Origin of the sequence: Pseudomonas arsenicoxydans (assembly GCF_900103875.1) — a bacterium.
In the GTDB taxonomy this organism is placed as follows: Bacteria; Pseudomonadota; Gammaproteobacteria; order Pseudomonadales; family Pseudomonadaceae; genus Aquipseudomonas; species Aquipseudomonas arsenicoxydans.
Genome location: NZ_LT629705.1, coordinates 3,278,325 through 3,294,898, shown reverse-complemented (window position 1 = coordinate 3,294,898; position 16,574 = coordinate 3,278,325). Strand labels below are relative to the sequence as shown.

At 59.5% G+C, this 16,574-nt stretch carries 11 protein-coding genes; 5 read left to right on the top strand and 6 right to left on the bottom strand.

The window, feature by feature from the left end; translation table 11 throughout:
• Positions 1-9 precede the first annotated feature (9 nt).
• The gene (gene sthA, locus BLQ41_RS15335) at positions 10-1,404 is read right to left on the bottom strand and encodes a Si-specific NAD(P)(+) transhydrogenase (protein ID WP_007907752.1); all 1,395 of its coding nucleotides are present in this window, start codon (positions 1,402-1,404) and stop codon (positions 10-12) included.
• A gap of 206 nt (positions 1,405-1,610) precedes the next feature.
• Positions 1,611-2,597, bottom strand: a complete 987-nt coding sequence (locus BLQ41_RS15330) for an FAD:protein FMN transferase (protein WP_090182116.1) — start codon at positions 2,595-2,597, stop codon at positions 1,611-1,613.
• 329 nt (positions 2,598-2,926) lie between these two features.
• On the opposite strand from BLQ41_RS15330, the gene tcuC reads away from it, so the two are divergent.
• Positions 2,927-4,228 (top strand): MFS transporter, encoded by a 1,302-nt coding sequence (tcuC, locus tag BLQ41_RS15325; RefSeq protein ID WP_090182114.1) that lies wholly within the window; start codon positions 2,927-2,929, stop codon positions 4,226-4,228.
• 192 nt (positions 4,229-4,420) lie between these two features.
• Here the strand turns inward: tcuC and BLQ41_RS15320 are convergent, their stop codons facing one another.
• On the bottom strand, positions 4,421-5,884 hold the full coding sequence (locus BLQ41_RS15320) for a glyceraldehyde-3-phosphate dehydrogenase (RefSeq protein WP_090182113.1): 1,464 nt from the start codon (positions 5,882-5,884) through the stop codon (positions 4,421-4,423).
• Positions 5,885-6,246: 362 nt separating this feature from the next.
• Between BLQ41_RS15320 and mfd the strand changes: the two genes are divergently transcribed.
• From mfd to BLQ41_RS15305, 3 genes are read left to right on the top strand one after another with little or no spacing between them, the layout of a single operon-like run.
• Complete coding sequence (mfd, locus tag BLQ41_RS15315) at positions 6,247-9,696, top strand: transcription-repair coupling factor (RefSeq protein WP_090182111.1); 3,450 nt, start codon at positions 6,247-6,249, stop codon at positions 9,694-9,696.
• A gap of 10 nt (positions 9,697-9,706) precedes the next feature.
• Positions 9,707-10,285, top strand: coding sequence for a CsiV family protein (locus BLQ41_RS15310; RefSeq protein ID WP_090182109.1), 579 nt, complete (start codon positions 9,707-9,709; stop codon positions 10,283-10,285).
• 11 nt (positions 10,286-10,296) lie between these two features.
• Complete coding sequence (locus BLQ41_RS15305) at positions 10,297-12,990, top strand: DEAD/DEAH box helicase (RefSeq protein ID WP_090182107.1); 2,694 nt, start codon at positions 10,297-10,299, stop codon at positions 12,988-12,990.
• Positions 12,991-13,104: 114 nt separating this feature from the next.
• On the opposite strand, the gene BLQ41_RS15300 is transcribed toward BLQ41_RS15305, so the two are convergent.
• The 3 genes from BLQ41_RS15300 to BLQ41_RS15290 form a co-directional block, all read right to left on the bottom strand.
• Positions 13,105-13,842 carry an S-methyl-5'-thioinosine phosphorylase gene (locus tag BLQ41_RS15300; protein ID WP_090182106.1) on the bottom strand — a complete coding sequence of 246 codons (738 nt, stop codon included), beginning with the start codon at positions 13,840-13,842 and terminating at the stop codon, positions 13,105-13,107.
• Between the two features lie 12 nt (positions 13,843-13,854).
• Positions 13,855-14,853: a beta-N-acetylhexosaminidase gene (nagZ, locus tag BLQ41_RS15295; RefSeq protein ID WP_197678951.1), complete on the bottom strand. Its 999-nt coding sequence runs from the start codon at positions 14,851-14,853 to the stop codon at positions 13,855-13,857.
• A 170-nt stretch (positions 14,854-15,023) separates the two neighbouring features.
• The gene (locus tag BLQ41_RS15290; protein ID WP_090182102.1) at positions 15,024-15,731 is read right to left on the bottom strand and encodes a TetR/AcrR family transcriptional regulator; all 708 of its coding nucleotides are present in this window, start codon (positions 15,729-15,731) and stop codon (positions 15,024-15,026) included.
• Positions 15,732-15,960: 229 nt separating this feature from the next.
• Between BLQ41_RS15290 and lexA the strand changes: the two genes are divergently transcribed.
• Positions 15,961-16,569 carry a transcriptional repressor LexA gene (lexA, locus tag BLQ41_RS15285; protein ID WP_090182100.1) on the top strand — a complete coding sequence of 203 codons (609 nt, stop codon included), beginning with the start codon at positions 15,961-15,963 and terminating at the stop codon, positions 16,567-16,569.
• Positions 16,570-16,574 lie beyond the last annotated feature (5 nt).

Genomic DNA, 16,574 nt, shown 5'->3' with positions numbered 1-16,574 from the left:
CGGAGCCGCTCAAAAAAGCCGGTTGAGGCCATCGTACGCCGCTACCCGATAGGCTTCGGCCATGGTCGGGTAGTTGAACGTCGTGTTGACGAAGTACTTCAGCGTGTTCAGTTCGCCCGGCTGGCTCATGATCGCCTGGCCGATGTGAACGATCTCCGACGCCTGATAGCCGAAGCAGTGAACGCCCAGCACTTCCAGGGTCTCGCGGTGGAACAGGATCTTCAGCATGCCCTGAGGCTCGCCGGCGATCTGTGCACGCGCCATGCTCTTGAAGAACGCCTTGCCCACTTCGTACGGTACTTTGGCTTGGGTCAGCTCCTGCTCGTTCTTGCCGATCGAGCTGATCTCCGGAATGGTGTAGATGCCGGTTGGCACGTCATTCACAAAGCGCCAGCTGTTGTTATCGACGATGCTGCCAGCGGCCGAACGGCCCTGGTCGTGCGCGGCACTGGCCAGGCTCGGCCAGCCGATCACGTCACCGGCACCGTAAATGTTCGGCACGCAGGTGCGGTAGGCTTCGTCGACTTCGATCTGGCCACGGCTGTTGACCTTCACGCCGATGTTTTCCAGACCCAGCTGATCAGTGTTGCCAGTACGGCCGTTGCACCAGAGCAAGGCGTCGGCCTTGATCTTCTTGCCGGACTTGAGGTGCAGGATCACACCGTTGTCCACGCCTTCGACGCGGTCGTAGTCTTCGTTGTGGCGAACCGTGATGTTGTTGTTGCTGAAGTGGTAGCTCAGGGCCTGGGAAATTTCCGAGTCGAGGAAGCTCAGCAACTGACCACGGTTGTCCACCAGCTCAACCAATACACCCAGACCACTGAAGATCGATGCGTATTCGCAACCAATCACGCCGGCGCCGTAAACGATGAGTTTGCGCGGGGTGTGGCCGAGGCTGAGGATGGTGTCGCTATCGTAGATACGCGGGTGATGGAAATCGATGTCCGCCGGGCGATACGGGCGCGAACCGGTGGCGATGATGATGTGCTTGGCCACCAGCTTTTCAACCACGCCATTGGCGCAGACCACTTCGATGGTTTGCTCGTCGGCGAAGCTGCCGGTGCCGAAGAACACGTCGACACGGTTACGGGCGTAGTAGCCGGTGCGCGAAGCGACTTGTTTGGAAATGACTTTCTCAGCGCTTTTCAGCACGTCCGGGAACGAGAACCAGCGCGGCTCACCAATGGCCCGGAACATCGGGTTGGTGTTGAACTGCATGATCTGCCGGACCGAGTGACGCAGTGCCTTTGACGGAATGGTGCCCAAGTGGGTGCAGTTACCGCCGACCTGGCGACGGCTATCGACCATCGCCACCTTGCGCCCTGCTTTAGCGGCGTTCATTGCCGCGCCTTCTCCCGCCGGGCCGGAACCCAGCACCACCACGTCGTAGTTGTAGACAGCCATGCGTACTCCTCAGAACAGGCCGCGGCGCCCTCGGCACCTGCGGCTAAATCACGCCATCTGCGGCGTGAAGGAACAATTTGGGGCCAATGCAGAACCCGGACACAGTCTATAGAAGCGTCAACGCCGGGCACATTAACCCTTGGTCGCGTCGTAGGCTAGTTTTGCCTGCACTACAACGCCAGTCTTCAATGCGCGAATCGCCGTGATCATTCGGTTTTGCCGGCACTGAGCCGCTCAAAAGCCTGATTGGCTCGTGTGACAAAACCTGTATCGGCACGAATCACAAAAAATGCGCCGATATCGTGTTTTTCTGCGTAGTCCCAGCCCCGTTCGGGGCCGAGAATCAGCAACAGCGTCGATAAGCCATCGGCCATCAACGCGGAAGGATTAATCACCGTGACGGATGCCAGGGTGTGCGAGACCGGCGCGCCGGTGCGAGCATCGAAGGTGTGGGAATAGCGCCGGCCATCCTGCTGAAAATAATTGCGGTAGTCGCCGGAGGTGGACAAACCGTAGCCGTCGACTGCGATGATTTTTTGCGCGACCTGCTGATCGTCACGGGGCTCTTCCAGCGCGATCTTCCAGGGCGAGCCATCGAGCTTCTTGCCCGACGCCTTGAGCTCCCCGGTGGCTTCGGCGAGGTAATCGTGGATGCCCATCGCTTCCAGTTTTGCGGCAATCGTGTCGACGGCGTAACCGGCGGCGATGCTGTTGAAGTCGACTTCGACGGCGGCGTCCTTGCACAGTTGATCGCGGTCGATGCGCAGGTGCTGATAACCGACTCGCTGCCTGACATCGGCCAGCGCCTGGACGGTGGGGACTTTTTCCTCACGAGCCTGCGGGCCGAAACCCCAGAGATTGAGCAGCGGCTCCACCGTCAGGTCGTAGGCGCCTTCGCTTTGTTCCGAGAGTTGCTCACCGACGCGGATCAGTTTGAGGACCGGCGCAGGCATTTTCTGACAGCGATTGGCGGGCAAATCGTTGAAGCGTTCGATGTCGGAATCGCTGCGGTAGGTCGACAGTTGCTGATCGACCTCGGCGAGGATTTTTTCGACTTGAGCCTGGACTGCGTTCGGAGCAGGAAGACCGGCGTGACGTACGTATTTGATCGAATAGGTACTGCCCATGGTCGGGCCACCGAAGCTTTCCATGGAATCGCCGCTGCCGCAGCCAGATAACGCGGTGATCGACATTAAGCATCCGCACAGCCGCCATTTCGACAAATCCTGCATCCCCCTGAAGATTTCCCTGGCACACCGCCAGGGCCAGCCATTATGCGACAGAAAGGCTCGTTCACATTTGGTCTGCGTCGTTCACAAGCTGTAATTCACTCCAGTCCTCAATTCATACCGGCTAATGGCTATATCGTTTAAGCAGCAACCTAACTAGTTGTTGCCTATCCATCTTCATACACATATCGTTACAAAGTTGTTCGCCGAAGGAGACCTGCCTTCATGGCGGCGGCGAGGACGCGTCTAGACCAGGGATTTACAACAAGACAACTAAAAGTGAGTACGTACACATGTCCTCGAATACGGGCAAAGGCAAAGCGATATTTCGCGTTGTCAGCGGTAACTTTCTCGAAATGTTCGACTTTATGGTCTACGGCTTCTACGCCACGGCCATCGCCAAGACTTTCTTCCCTGCCGACAGCGCCTTCGCTTCCCTGATGTTGTCACTGGCCACCTTTGGTGCCGGCTTCCTGATGCGTCCGTTGGGGGCGATATTTCTCGGCGCCTACATTGACCGTCATGGCCGTCGCAAAGGACTGATCATCACCCTGGCATTGATGGCTGCCGGTACGGTGTTGATTGCCTGCGTGCCAGGTTATGCCACGCTGGGTGTCGCGGCGCCGCTGATCGTGCTGTTTGGTCGATTGCTGCAAGGCTTCTCGGCCGGCGTGGAGTTGGGCGGCGTGTCGGTGTACCTCGCTGAAATCTCCACCCCGGGCCGCAAAGGCTTCTTCGTCAGTTGGCAGTCTGCCAGCCAACAAGCCGCCGTGGTGTTCGCCGGTCTGCTGGGTGTGGGTTTGAACCACTGGCTGAGTCCGGAACAAATGGGTGACTGGGGCTGGCGCGTGCCATTCCTGATCGGCTGCATGATCGTGCCGGTGATCTTCGTGATTCGCCGCTCGTTGGAAGAAACCCCGGAGTTCCAGGCGCGCAAACATCGCCCTACCCTGCGGGACATCATGCGTTCGATCAGCCAGAACTTCGGCATCGTTATCGCAGGCATGGCGCTGGTGGTGATGACCACCGTGTCGTTCTACCTGATCACCGCCTATACGCCGACTTTCGGCAAAGCCGAGCTGCATTTGTCGGATCTGGATGCGTTGCTGGTAACGGTGTGCATCGGGCTGTCGAACTTCTTCTGGCTGCCGGTGATGGGCGCGCTGTCCGACAAGATTGGCCGTAAACCGCTGCTGTTGGCGGCGACAATCCTGGCAATTCTCACGGCTTACCCTGCCCTGTCGTGGCTGGTGGCGAACCCGAGTTTCAGCCATTTGCTGATCGTCGAGTTGTGGCTGTCGTTCCTGTATGGCTCGTACAACGGCGCCATGGTGGTGGCCCTGACCGAAATCATGCCGGTGGAAGTTCGTACGACCGGTTTCTCATTGGCCTACAGCCTGGCGACCGCGACCTTTGGTGGTTTTACACCGGCAGCATGTACCTATCTGATCCATGTGCTGGACAACAAGGCAGCGCCGGGGATCTGGCTCAGTGGCGCAGCGGTGTTGGGCTTGATTGCCACGCTGGTGTTGTTCCGCGGCAATCGGCATGAGTTGCGGACCGCGCAGGCAGCGGTGGTCGGCGGCACTCGATAGATCGCCATCGCGGGCAAGCCCGCTCCCACAGGGTTCGGTTCGCGAATGCTATCGAGTGAACACCATTGAACCTGTGGGAGCGGGCTTGCCCGCGAAGAGCCCCGCCCAGGTAACACACCTGCAACTGACAAACCGCACAAACAAAAACGCCCCGACCTAGGTCGGGGCGTTTTCATGTGCAGCTATTGAAGCTTAGCGCGGGAACGCTGGCGGGTTTACACCGGCCATGTCTTCCATCACGCGAACCACCTGGCAGCTGTAACCGAATTCGTTGTCGTACCAAACGTACAGAACAACGCGGTTGTCTTGGGTGATGGTCGCTTCAGCGTCCACAACGCCTGCGTGGCGCGAGCCAACGAAGTCGGTGGAAACCACTTCCTGCGAGTTGACGTAGTCGATTTGCTTATGCAGATCGGAGTGCAACGCCATGTAGCGCAGGTAATCGTTCATCTCTTCACGGGTGGCGGCTTTCTCAAGGTTCAGGTTGAGAATGGCCATCGACACGTTTGGCGTCGGAACGCGGATCGCGTTACCGGTCAGCTTGCCAGCCAGCTCAGGCAATGCCTTGGCAGCAGCGGTGGCAGCACCGGTCTCGGTGATTACCATGTTCAGCGCGGCGCTACGACCACGGCGATCGCCTTTGTGGAAGTTGTCGATCAGGTTCTGGTCGTTGGTGTACGAGTGAACGGTTTCGACGTGGCCATTGATGATGCCGAACTTGTCGTTGACAGCCTTCAGTATCGGCACGATGGCGTTGGTGGTGCAGGAAGCGGCCGAAACGATCTTGTCATCAGCGGTGATTTCACCGTGGTTGATGCCGTGAACGATGTTCTTCAGCTTGCCTTTGCCAGGCGCAGTCAGCACGACGCGGTCGATACCCGGGCAGGACAGATGCTGGCCCAGGCCCTCGGCGTCACGCCATACGCCGGTGTTGTCCACCAGCAATGCGTCTTTGATGCCGTACTGGGTGTAATCCACCTCAGTCGGGTTTTTCGCGTAGATCACCTGGATCAGGTTGCCGTTGGCGGTGATGGTGTTGTTGGCTTCATCAATGGTGATGGTGCCATCGAACGGGCCATGAACCGAATCACGACGCAGCAGGCTTGCACGCTTGACCAGATCGTTCTCGGCGCCCTTGCGGACAACGATGGCGCGCAGACGCAGGCCGTCGCCACCACCGGTTTTCTCGATCAGGATGCGCGCCAGCAGACGGCCGATACGACCGAAGCCGTAGAGAACCACGTCAGTACCTTTGCGAGGGGCAACGTTCTGCTGGCCAACCACGTCAGCCAGTTCTTCACGGACGAACTGCTCGGCAGTACGGCCATTGCCTTCGGCCTTGAACTTGACCGCAAGCTTGCCCAGGTCGACCGAAGCGGCGCCGAGCTTGAGCTCGCTCATCGCTTTGAGCAGTGGGAATGTTTCGTGGACGGACAGTTCGCTGTCATCGGACTGGCGGTGACGAGCAAAGCGGTGAGCTTTGAGAATCGCAATGACTGAACGGTTGATCAGGCTGCGGCCATAGATCGAGCTCACCACGTTGTTATTGCGGTAGAGCTGACCGATAAGCGGAATCATCGCTTCTGCGAGTGCTTCACGGTCGATCCATTCACCAAGACACTGGTCGGGCTTCTGAGTCACGGGAACCTTCCACATGTAGGGGCAGAAAAAAGGGGCTACATTATGCCGCCGAGTGCCTCCCGTAGCAATGCGCGCCTGTCGTGCGATCCGTAACAAATTTCTGTTCAAAAAAATCACGCATCGCTAAAGCCCAGTAAATACGCGGCTTTCAGCGCAGTCAATTTTTTGGAGATACCGCTGTCTTATCCGTAACCCTCCGTAACACTCGGTCGATTTGCCACTACATAATCATCAATTTTCAGTAAAAACCGGCCGGATTTTGTCTTTACCACTACATTTCGCCAAACCTGCGTAATAGACACACTAGCAACTGACAGGCGGCACCCGGGGCCGCTACAATTACCGACTTTGTCGCAACGCTTGGAGCTCAACCTTCCGTGCCCGTTCTGCGTCTACCGCTTCTCCCTGCTGCGGCAGGTAAACAGCACTGGGGCAACTTGCCCGGTGCCGCCCTGAGCCTGGCCATCGCCGAGGCCGCTAGCGCTGCCAAGCGCTTTACCCTGCTTCTGACCGCCGATAGCCAAAGTGCCGAACGGCTGGAGCAGGAGCTGAGTTTCTTCGCCCCGGATTTGCCGGTGCTGCACTTCCCGGACTGGGAAACCCTGCCCTACGATTTGTTTTCGCCACACCAGGACATCATTTCCCAGCGTATCGCCGCCCTTTACCGATTGCCGGAACTGAGCCACGGCGTGCTGGTGGTGCCGATCACCACGGCCCTGCATCGCCTGGCGCCGACCAAATTCCTGCTCGGCAGCAGCCTCGTTCTGGATGTCGGCCAGAAGCTCGATGTCGAGCAAATGCGTACCCGACTGGAAGCCAGCGGCTATCGCTATGTCGATACAGTTTACGAACACGGTGAATTCACCGTACGCGGCTCGCTGATCGATCTGTTCCCGATGGGCAGCAAACTGCCCTTCCGGATTGATCTGTTCGACGATGAAATCGAGACGCTTCGGACATTCGATCCGGAAAACCAGCGCTCCATCGACAAAGTGGACACCGTTCGCCTGCTGCCCGCGCGGGAATTCCCGCTGCAGAAAGATGCGGTCACGCGCTTCAAGGCACGCTTTCGTGAACGCTTCGATGTCGACTTCCGCCGCTGCCCGATCTTTCAGGACTTAAGCAGCGGGATCACCCCGGCCGGTATCGAGTATTACCTGCCGCTGTTTTTCGATGACACCTCGACGCTGTTCGATTACCTGCCTCAGGACACACAAGTGTTCTCCTTGCCGGGCATCGAGCAGGCGGCGGAGAACTTCTGGAACGACGTGCGCAATCGCTACGAAGAGCGCCGCGTCGATCCGTCCCGTCCTTTATTGCCACCGGCCGAGCTGTTCCTGCCAGTGGAAGATTGCTTTGCCCGCCTGAAAAACTGGCCACGGGTGGTGGCCAGTCAACAGGACGTGGAAACCGGAGTCGGCCGCGAACGCTTCCCCGCGCGCGAATTGCCGAACCTGGCCATCGAAGCCAAGGCCACCCAGCCATTGGCGGCGCTGGCCGGTTTCCTCGACGAGTTCCCCGGACGCGTGCTGTTCACCGCCGAGTCCGCGGGTCGTCGCGAAGTGCTGCTGGAATTGCTCGAACGCCTGAAGCTACGACCGAAGACCGTCGACAGCTGGCCAGACTTCGTCGCGAGCAAGGAGCGCCTGGCAATCACCATTGCGCCGCTCGACGAAGGCCTGTTGCTGGACGATCCGGCCCTGGCGCTGGTCGCCGAAAGCCCGCTGTTCGGGCAGCGCGTGATGCAACGCCGTCGCCGCGAAAAACGCGCCGACGCCAACAATGATGCGGTCATCAAGAACCTCACCGAGCTGCGCGAAGGCGCACCGGTGGTTCATATCGATCACGGCGTCGGTCGTTACCTGGGACTTGCGACCCTCGAAATAGACAATCAGGCGGCCGAGTTCCTGACTCTGCAATACGCCGAAGGCGCCAAGCTGTACGTGCCGGTGGCCAACCTGCACCTGATCGCGCGTTACACCGGCAGCGACGATGCCCTGGCCCCACTGCATAGACTTGGCTCCGAAACCTGGCAGAAAGCCAAGCGCAAAGCCGCCGAACAGGTGCGTGATGTGGCCGCCGAGTTGCTCGACATCTATGCCCGTCGCGCCGCTCGCGAAGGTTATGCCTTCGAAGACCCGAAAGCCGATTACGCGACGTTCAGCGCTGGCTTCCCGTTCGAAGAAACGCCAGATCAACAAACCACCATCGATGCCGTACGCGCCGACATGCTCGCGCCGAAGCCGATGGATCGACTGGTCTGCGGCGACGTCGGTTTCGGCAAGACCGAAGTGGCGATGCGCGCCGCGTTCATCGCCGTGCATGGCGGTCGCCAGGTGGCGATCCTGGTGCCGACCACCCTGCTCGCCCAGCAGCATTACAACAGCTTCCGCGATCGCTTCGCCGACTGGCCAGTGACCGTGGAAGTCATGAGCCGCTTCAAGTCGGCCAAGGAAGTGAATGCGGCGGTCGCAGACCTTGCCGAAGGCAAGATCGACATCGTCATCGGCACGCACAAGCTGCTGCAGGACGACGTGAAAATCAAAAACCTGGGGCTGGTGATCATCGACGAAGAACACCGTTTTGGTGTCCGTCAAAAAGAACAGCTCAAAGCCCTGCGCAGCGAAGTCGATATCCTGACCCTGACCGCCACGCCGATTCCGCGCACGCTGAACATGGCGGTGTCAGGCATGCGTGACCTGTCGATCATCGCCACGCCACCGGCCCGTCGCCTCTCGGTGCGCACCTTCGTCATGGAACAGAACAAGAGCACGGTCAAAGAAGCCCTGCTGCGTGAGCTGTTGCGTGGCGGCCAGGTCTATTACCTGCACAACGACGTGAAGACCATCGAGAAATGCGCCGCCGACCTCGCCGAGCTGGTGCCGGAAGCACGGATCGGCATCGGCCACGGACAGATGCGCGAGCGTGATCTCGAACAGGTGATGAGCGACTTCTATCACAAGCGCTTCAACGTGCTCATCGCCTCGACCATCATCGAGACCGGTATCGACGTGCCGAGCGCCAACACCATCATCATCGAGCGCGCCGACAAGTTCGGCCTGGCGCAGTTGCACCAGTTGCGCGGCCGGGTCGGTCGCAGCCACCACCAGGCTTACGCGTATCTACTGACACCGCCGCGCCAGCAAATCACCCCGGATGCGGAAAAACGTCTGGAAGCGATCGCCAACACCCAGGACCTCGGCGCGGGCTTCGTCCTGGCGACCAACGACCTGGAAATCCGCGGCGCGGGCGAACTGCTGGGCGACGGTCAGAGCGGTCAGATCCAGGCCGTCGGTTTCACGCTGTACATGGAGATGCTTGAGCGCGCGGTGAAGTCGATCCGCAAGGGCGAGCAACCGAATCTCGATCAACCGCTAGGCGGTGGCCCCGAAGTCAACCTGCGAGTCCCGGCGTTGATTCCCGAAGCCTATTTGCCCGACGTGCATGCCCGATTGATTCTCTACAAACGCATCGCCTCGGCCACTGACGAGGAAGGCCTCAAGGACCTGCAGGTGGAGATGATCGATCGTTTCGGCCTGTTGCCAGAGCCCACCAAGAACCTGATGCGCATCACGGCGCTGAAACTGCAGGCCGAACTGCTGGGCATCAAGAAAGTCGACGGCGGCCCGCAAGGTGGTCGAATCGAGTTTGCGGCGCAAACACCGGTTGATCCGCTGACGCTGATCAAACTGATTCAGGGCCAGCCCAAACGCTACAAATTCGAAGGCGCCACGATGTTTAAATTCATGGTCCCGATGGAAAGCCCGCAAGAGCGCTTTAATACTGTAGAGGCGCTGCTTGAATGCCTCATCCCGAAAACTGCTTGAAGGACGCCGCATGCGCCTGTTTCGTTTACTGACCTTGCTGACAACGTTGTTGATAACGTCGTTCGCCTCGACGGCGTTTGCCGATGACCTGTATCAGATTGAAATGATTCTGATCCGGCAAAACGCCGTGCCCGCCATTGTCAGCAAAGCCGCACCGGAAGACTGGGCGGCCGGCGCCCAACGCATCAGCCCCGACAGCTTGCGCACGCCAAGCCTCAACAGCGAAGTGGCAAAACTCACCGCCAGCACGGATTACACGGTGTTGCTGCACAAGGCCTGGCAACAGACCCTGGGCGAAGAAGCCACTAAAGTTGCGATCACCGACGGCAAGGAACAGTTCGGCCAGTTCCCGATCGAAGGCACCCTGACCCTGAAACTGGGGCGTTTCACCGACGTCGACGCCGACTTCTGGGTCAACCGGATTGACGCCAACGGCCTGGTCACTGCCAGCGAACGCATGAAGCAGAACAGTCACACCAAGAACGGCCAGCTGAATTTCCTCGACAACGGCCACCTGGCCCTGCTGATCAAAATCACCTCGCTGACCGTCCCTGCGCCTCGGCCAGTCCCCGATGAAATTCCGGACTGATTGAAGTCCTTATGGCCCCGACCCTGAGCAAACCCCTGGCACCTTCCTGGGTCAGCCGATTCAAGGAACAAAGCCTGGAGCGCGGCCGCCGCTACGCGCTGGAGAATCGCGTCAGGATCGTCGAGGCCGGCGACTCAACGATCCTCGCTGCGTGCGAAGGCTCTGGCGGTAACGTCTACCGTCAGACCATTCGCCTACGCGAGTCAGCCAAATCCACGCTGCTGATGGTCGATGCGACGTGTACGTGCCCGGTGCACAGCAACTGCAAACATTGCGCGGCGGTGTTGCTGAAAGTTCAGGAAACCTTGGCCTACCCCGCCGCCGCACAAGATGCCGATCTGCTGGAAAAACTTCAGGCGGTGCTGGAAAACCGTAGCCCCAAGGCGCCGCCACAAGTGCTGGTGGATAACGTGCAACCGGTGCCGCGCCTGTGGCTGGCGAGCATCGAGTTCAGTGCCTTCGAACCGCGCAACGGCAAAATGCAGCGCTACATCCAGCATCGCGCGGCGCTGTCATTCAACTATCTGGATGAATACGTCAGCGGGCAGAAGAATGCCGACATCCTGATCCGTCAGGAAACCCAGACACTACGGATAAAGCGCCACCCCGAAGTCGAACAGACCTACAGGGAACAGCTGCGAATCCTCGGTTTCAAAGTCGCCACTCGGCAAAGCAAAGCCTTGCCGGAAAGTGCCGGCGAACTCTATGAGATGGTCAACGACAGTGCCTGGCTGACCTTCACCCTCAATGAGCTGCCGAAGCTGCGCACCCAAGGCTGGGAGCTGCAGATCGACGAGGATTTCGGTTTCGACCTGACGGCGGTAGAAGATTGGTACGCCACCGTCGAACAGGCGCCGGACCGCGACTGGTTTGATCTGGAGCTGGGGATCATCGTCAACGGCGAGCGACTGAGCCTGCTGCCGATCCTGCTGAACCTGATGCGCTCCCACACCGAAATCCTCAACCCGGAACGCCTCGCCCGCCGTCGTGATGACGAGCTGATTTTGGTGAACATCCCCAATCGCCCGAATTCCGAGCACGGCCCCTTGCAGGTCGCCCTGCCCTTCGGTCGATTGAAACCGGTGCTGGCGACTCTCGGCGAGTTTTATCTGCAGGAACCCGGCGAAACCACATTGCGCCTGAGCAAGGCCGATGCGATACGCCTGAATCCACTGGAAGGCATGCCGCTGCTATGGGAAGGCGGCGAGCAGATCCGCACCTTCGCCCAGCGCCTGCGCGACATCAAAGACTACACCGCTGCCGCGCCGGAAGGCTTGAATGCGACCTTGCGTCCGTATCAGCTCGAAGGCCTGAGCTGGATGCAGTCGTTGCGGCAACTGGAAGTCGGCGGAATTCTCGCGGACGACATGGGCCTGGGCAAAACCCTGCAAACCCTGGCGCACATTCTCAGCGAGAAGATCGCCGGACGCCTCGACCGGCCGTGCATGGTGGTGATGCCCACCAGTCTGATCCCGAACTGGCTGGATGAAGCGGCGCACTTTACGCCGCAGCTCAACGTGCTGGCGCTGTACGGTGCCAGTCGCAAAAAGCATTTCGATAAGCTGGCCGATTACGACCTGATCCTGACCACCTACGCATTGCTGCCCAAAGACATCGAACGCCTGGCCGCGCAGCCGCTACACGTACTGGTTCTGGACGAAGCGCAATACATCAAAAACCCCAACAGCAAGGCCGCCCAAGCAGCCCGCGAGTTGAACGCGCGCCAGCGCCTGTGCCTGAGTGGCACGCCGCTGGAAAACCACTTGGGCGAACTGTGGTCGCTGTTTCACTTCCTCTTGCCTGGCTGGCTCGGCGACGTCAAAAGCTTCAACCGCGATTACCGCGTGCCGATCGAAAAGCGTGCCAGCGAAATCAGGCTTCAGCATTTGAACGGCCGGATCAAACCGTTCCTGTTGCGCAGGACCAAGGAACAAGTCGCAACGGAATTGCCGCCCAAGACCGAAATCATCCATTGGGTCGAACTCAATGAAGCGCAGCGCGATGTGTACGAAACCATGCGCCTGGCGATGGACAAGAAAGTCCGCGACGAGATCACCCGCAAAGGCGTGGCGCGCAGTCAGATCATCATTCTTGAGGCGCTGCTGAAGCTGCGTCAGGTGTGCTGCGACTTGCGCCTGGTCAACGATGCCGTATTGCCCACTCGCGGCAGCACGTCGGGCAAGCTCGACAGCTTGATGGAAATGCTTGAAGAACTGTTTGAGGAAGGTCGGCGGATTCTGCTGTTTTCGCAGTTCACCTCGATGCTGGCGCTCATCGAAGTGGAGCTGACTAAACGCGGCGTTGAATATGCACTGCTGACTGGACAGACCCGAGACCGGCGGGCGCCAGTGAAAGACTTCCAGAGCGGCAAGCGTCAGATCTTTCTGATCAGTTTGAAGGCCGGTGGTGTTGGCTTGAACCTGACCGAAGCGGATACGGTGATTCACTACGACCCGTGGTGGAACCCGGCGACGGAAAACCAGGCGACTGACCGGGCGTATCGCATCGGTCAGGAGAAGCCGGTATTCGTCTACAAGATGATTGCCCGCGGGACGGTGGAAGAGAAGATCCAGCACCTGCAAAAGGAAAAATCCGACCTGGCGGCCGGCGTGCTGGACGGACGCCAGACCGGGGACTGGAAGTTGCAGAGCGATGATATTGAAGCGTTGTTTGCGCCGTTGCCGGACAAACTCGAAAAGCGCTGAGGTGTGCGTTGCCAGTTACATTTCCATCGCGAGCAGGCTCGCTTCCACAGGCTAAGCGCTGAACCTGTGGGAGCGAGCCTGCTCGCGATTGGGTCGACTCGATCTAATGGCTAGTCAGCCCTTAAGCACCCGCGCCAACGTCGACTTCACCTTGCCCATCCCGTCATGCAACGCCTGCTCGATCTCGGCCATGGTGATCACCGCCGAGGACTTGCCCGCTGCCGGGTTTACCACCAGCGCCAGACAGGCGTAATCCAGTTCAAGTTCTCGCGCCAACGCCGCTTCCGGCATCCCGGTCATGCCGACGATGTCGCAGCCGTCACGCTCCAGTTTCGTGATTTCAGCAACGGTTTCCAGGCGAGGACCTTGAGTGCAGGCATACACGCCTTGATCGCTGTAGCCCACGCCTTCAGCCGCCAGCGCCGCAATCAATTGCTGACGCAGTGATTCGCTGTAGGGGTAGCTGAAATCGATGTGAGTGACGTGTTCCAGGTTATCGGCGAAATAGGTGTGTTCGCGGCCGCTGGTGTAGTCGATCAGTTGGTGCGGCACGCAGAAGTGGCCGGTGCCCATCGCCGCGTGAATCCCGCCTACGGCATTGACTGCCAGGATCGCTTCGGCGCCAGCCTGCTTCAGTGCCCAGAGATTGGCGCGGTAGTTCACCTGATGCGGCGGGAACCGGTGCGGGTGACCGTGACGCGCGAGGAACAGCACTTCCTTGCCCGCGTACTCACCGATCTGCACCTCAGCCGAAGGGGCTCCATAAGGGGTGTCCACCGCCAGTGACTGACGAATGTTCAGGCCTTCGAGCTGAGTCAGGCCGGTGCCACCGATAATCGCGTAAACCGTCATAACAAAAAGTCCTTAATCAATCAGTTGAGCTTCTTTGAGCGCGCCAACAGCGGCGAGCCAGCGCGGGTCCTGACGGTATTCGGTGCCGGCGAACGACTGCCCGCGCATCCGCGCAATACGCGGCGACGGCTTGACCTTCATGCGCTGGGCGGCGCTCAGCGCCAACTCTGCGGCAGCACGGTCATTGCAGACCAAGCCCATGTCGCAACCGGCAGTCAGCGCAGCTTCGATTCGGCTGGCCGCATCGCCGACCACGTGGGCGCCAGCCATGGAAAGATCATCACTGAAGATAACCCCGTCGAACTGCAACTCGCCACGCAGGATGTCCTGCAACCAGCGCCGGGAGAAACCGGCAGGCTGGGAATCGACCTGTGGATAAATCACATGGGCCGGCATAACGGCAGCCAACTGCTTGCTCAGTCGAGCAAACGGCACCAGGTCTTTGCTGCGAATCTCGTCGAGGCTGCGCTCGTCGGTCGGAATGGCGACGTGGGAGTCCGCCTCGGCCCAGCCGTGACCCGGGAAGTGCTTGCCGGTGGCGGCCATGCCGGCGCTGTTCATCCCGCGGATGAAGGCACCGGCCAGAAGCGCGGCGCGCTCCGGGTCACCTTCAAAGGAACGGGTGCCGACAACGGCGCTGCGCTGATAATCCAGGTCGAGCACCGGGGCGAAGCTCAAGTCCAGACCAACGGCCAATACTTCGGTCGCCATGATCCAGCCACATTGCTCGGCCAGGTATTCGGCGTTCGGGTTGTCGGCGATGGCACGCATGGCCGGCAGCCGGACGAAGCCCTGACGCAGACGCTGAACCCGCCCGCCCTCCTGGTCTACCGCCAACAGCAGATCGGGGCGAATGGCGCGGATCGCGGCGCTCAACTCGCGCACCTGGCGCGGGTGCTCTATGTTGCGCGCAAAAATGATCAGGCCACCCACTTCGGGATGACGCAACAATTGGCGATCTTCGGCCGTCAGCCAGGTACCGGCGACGTCCACCATCAACGAGCCTTGCAGGCCAGCAGTCATAGAGATTCCTTGAAAACGATGAATCCGGCTCGCACGGGTTCGCCGCCGTGGGCGGTGCCCGGCAGGACGGCGATATCAATCGGGAGCGGGTTCAGAACGAGAGTCGGCATGGGCGGCTAGCTTAGCGGATGTCAGCTGCCCCGCCCACCCGTGTGCGGTTAAACCTTGGCGGCAACCGGGGCTGATTTGCTGCGCGGGCGCAACTGCGCAGTGGCCATCGCCGAATCGGTGACGCCGGTTTCGGCGCGCATGCCAGCGGCCAGGAACGGCACCATCAGGCGCATGACCTGCTCGATGGAGGTGTTGACGCCGAAATCGGTTTCGGCAATCGCACGCAACGCCTTGATCCCCGACATGCTGAATGCAGCGGCACCGAGCATGAAGTGCACGCGCCAGAACAACTCGATCGGAGGGATACGGGGTGCAGCTTCGTTGACCAGCATCATGTAGCGGCGGAACACCTTGCCGTACATGTCTTCCAGATAGCGCCGCAAGTGGCCCTGGCTCTGACTGAAGGCCAGGCCCAGTAACCGCATGAAGATAGACAGATCGTTGCCACTGCGTGGCTGCACGACGAGCGCCTGCTCGACAAGAATTTCGAGCAACTCTTCAAGCGTCGGCTTGTTTTCAGGCTTGGCCTGACGGCGTTCGAGCTCTTTATCGAGGCTCAGGCAGAACGGGCCGAGAAAACGCGAGAAGACGGCCTGAATTAGCGCCTTTTTCGATCCGAAGTGATAATTCACCGCCGCCAGATTGACACCGGCCTTGCTGGTGATCAGACGCAAAGAGGTTTCCGCGAAACCTTTTTCCGCGAACAACTGCTCGGCAGCATCAAGAATGCGTTCAACGGTTTCCGACTGGGCCATGGCTACTCCGCCTGACAAACACTTGTTTGAAACATACGTTTCAGCCTGTGCGTTGTCAAGCCTGCCGGTTCGTTTTGGGAATGGTCGGTCAGCTATTTAACCATACATCGTCGACGCTTTAATAAGCCGCCTGATTGACCGTCCAGCGGCCAGTAAAAAAAGGGGCATTGCCAAGACCGATCCACTGTATATAATCCCAGTCACTGTATAAAAAGACAGAGCGATCAATATGCTAAAGCTGACGCCACGCCAAGCAGAGATTCTGGCCTTCATCAAACGCTGCCTAGAAGACAACGGTTACCCGCCGACACGTGCGGAAATCGCTCAGGAATTGGGTTTCAAATCGCCCAACGCGGCGGAAGAACACCTGAAGGCACTGGCCCGAAAAGGTGCTATCGAGATGACCCCGGGCGCCTCCCGCGGCATTCGCATCCCTGGCTTCGAAGCCAAGGCCGACGAGTCCACACTGCCGATCATTGGCCGAGTGGCCGCCGGTGCGCCGATCCTGGCCCAGCAACACATCGAAGAGTCCTGCAACATCAACCCTGCCTTCTTCCATCCGCGTGCCGACTATCTGCTGCGCGTTCATGGCATGAGCATGAAAGACGTCGGCATTTTCGACGGCGACTTGCTGGCCGTCCACACCACCCGTGAAGCCCGCAACGGCCAGATCGTCGTGGCACGGATCGGTGATGAAGTGACCGTCAAGCGTTTCAAGCGCGATGGCAGCAAAGTCTGGTTACTTGCCGAAAACCCTGAATTCGCCCCTATCGAAGTGAACCTGAAAGATCAGGAACTGGTGATCGAAGGCTTGAGTGTTGGCGTCATTCGCCGCTAAAGGAG

Excerpts from the sequence above, each read along its gene's own strand:
- tcuC (WP_090182114.1), top strand. The coding sequence starts at position 2,927 with ATGTCCTCGAATACGGGCAAAGGCAAAGCGATATTTCGCGTTGTCAGC.
- BLQ41_RS15330 (WP_090182116.1), bottom strand. The coding sequence starts at position 2,597 with ATGTCGATCACCGCGTTATCTGGCTGCGGCAGCGGCGATTCCATGGAA.
- sthA (WP_007907752.1), bottom strand. The coding sequence starts at position 1,404 with ATGGCTGTCTACAACTACGACGTGGTGGTGCTGGGTTCCGGCCCGGCG.
- lexA (WP_090182100.1), top strand. The coding sequence starts at position 15,961 with ATGCTAAAGCTGACGCCACGCCAAGCAGAGATTCTGGCCTTCATCAAA.
- BLQ41_RS15310 (WP_090182109.1), top strand. The coding sequence starts at position 9,707 with ATGCGCCTGTTTCGTTTACTGACCTTGCTGACAACGTTGTTGATAACG.
- BLQ41_RS15305 (WP_090182107.1), top strand. The coding sequence starts at position 10,297 with ATGGCCCCGACCCTGAGCAAACCCCTGGCACCTTCCTGGGTCAGCCGA.
- BLQ41_RS15300 (WP_090182106.1), bottom strand. The coding sequence starts at position 13,842 with ATGACGGTTTACGCGATTATCGGTGGCACCGGCCTGACTCAGCTCGAA.
- BLQ41_RS15320 (WP_090182113.1), bottom strand. The coding sequence starts at position 5,884 with ATGTGGAAGGTTCCCGTGACTCAGAAGCCCGACCAGTGTCTTGGTGAA.
- BLQ41_RS15290 (WP_090182102.1), bottom strand. The coding sequence starts at position 15,731 with ATGGCCCAGTCGGAAACCGTTGAACGCATTCTTGATGCTGCCGAGCAG.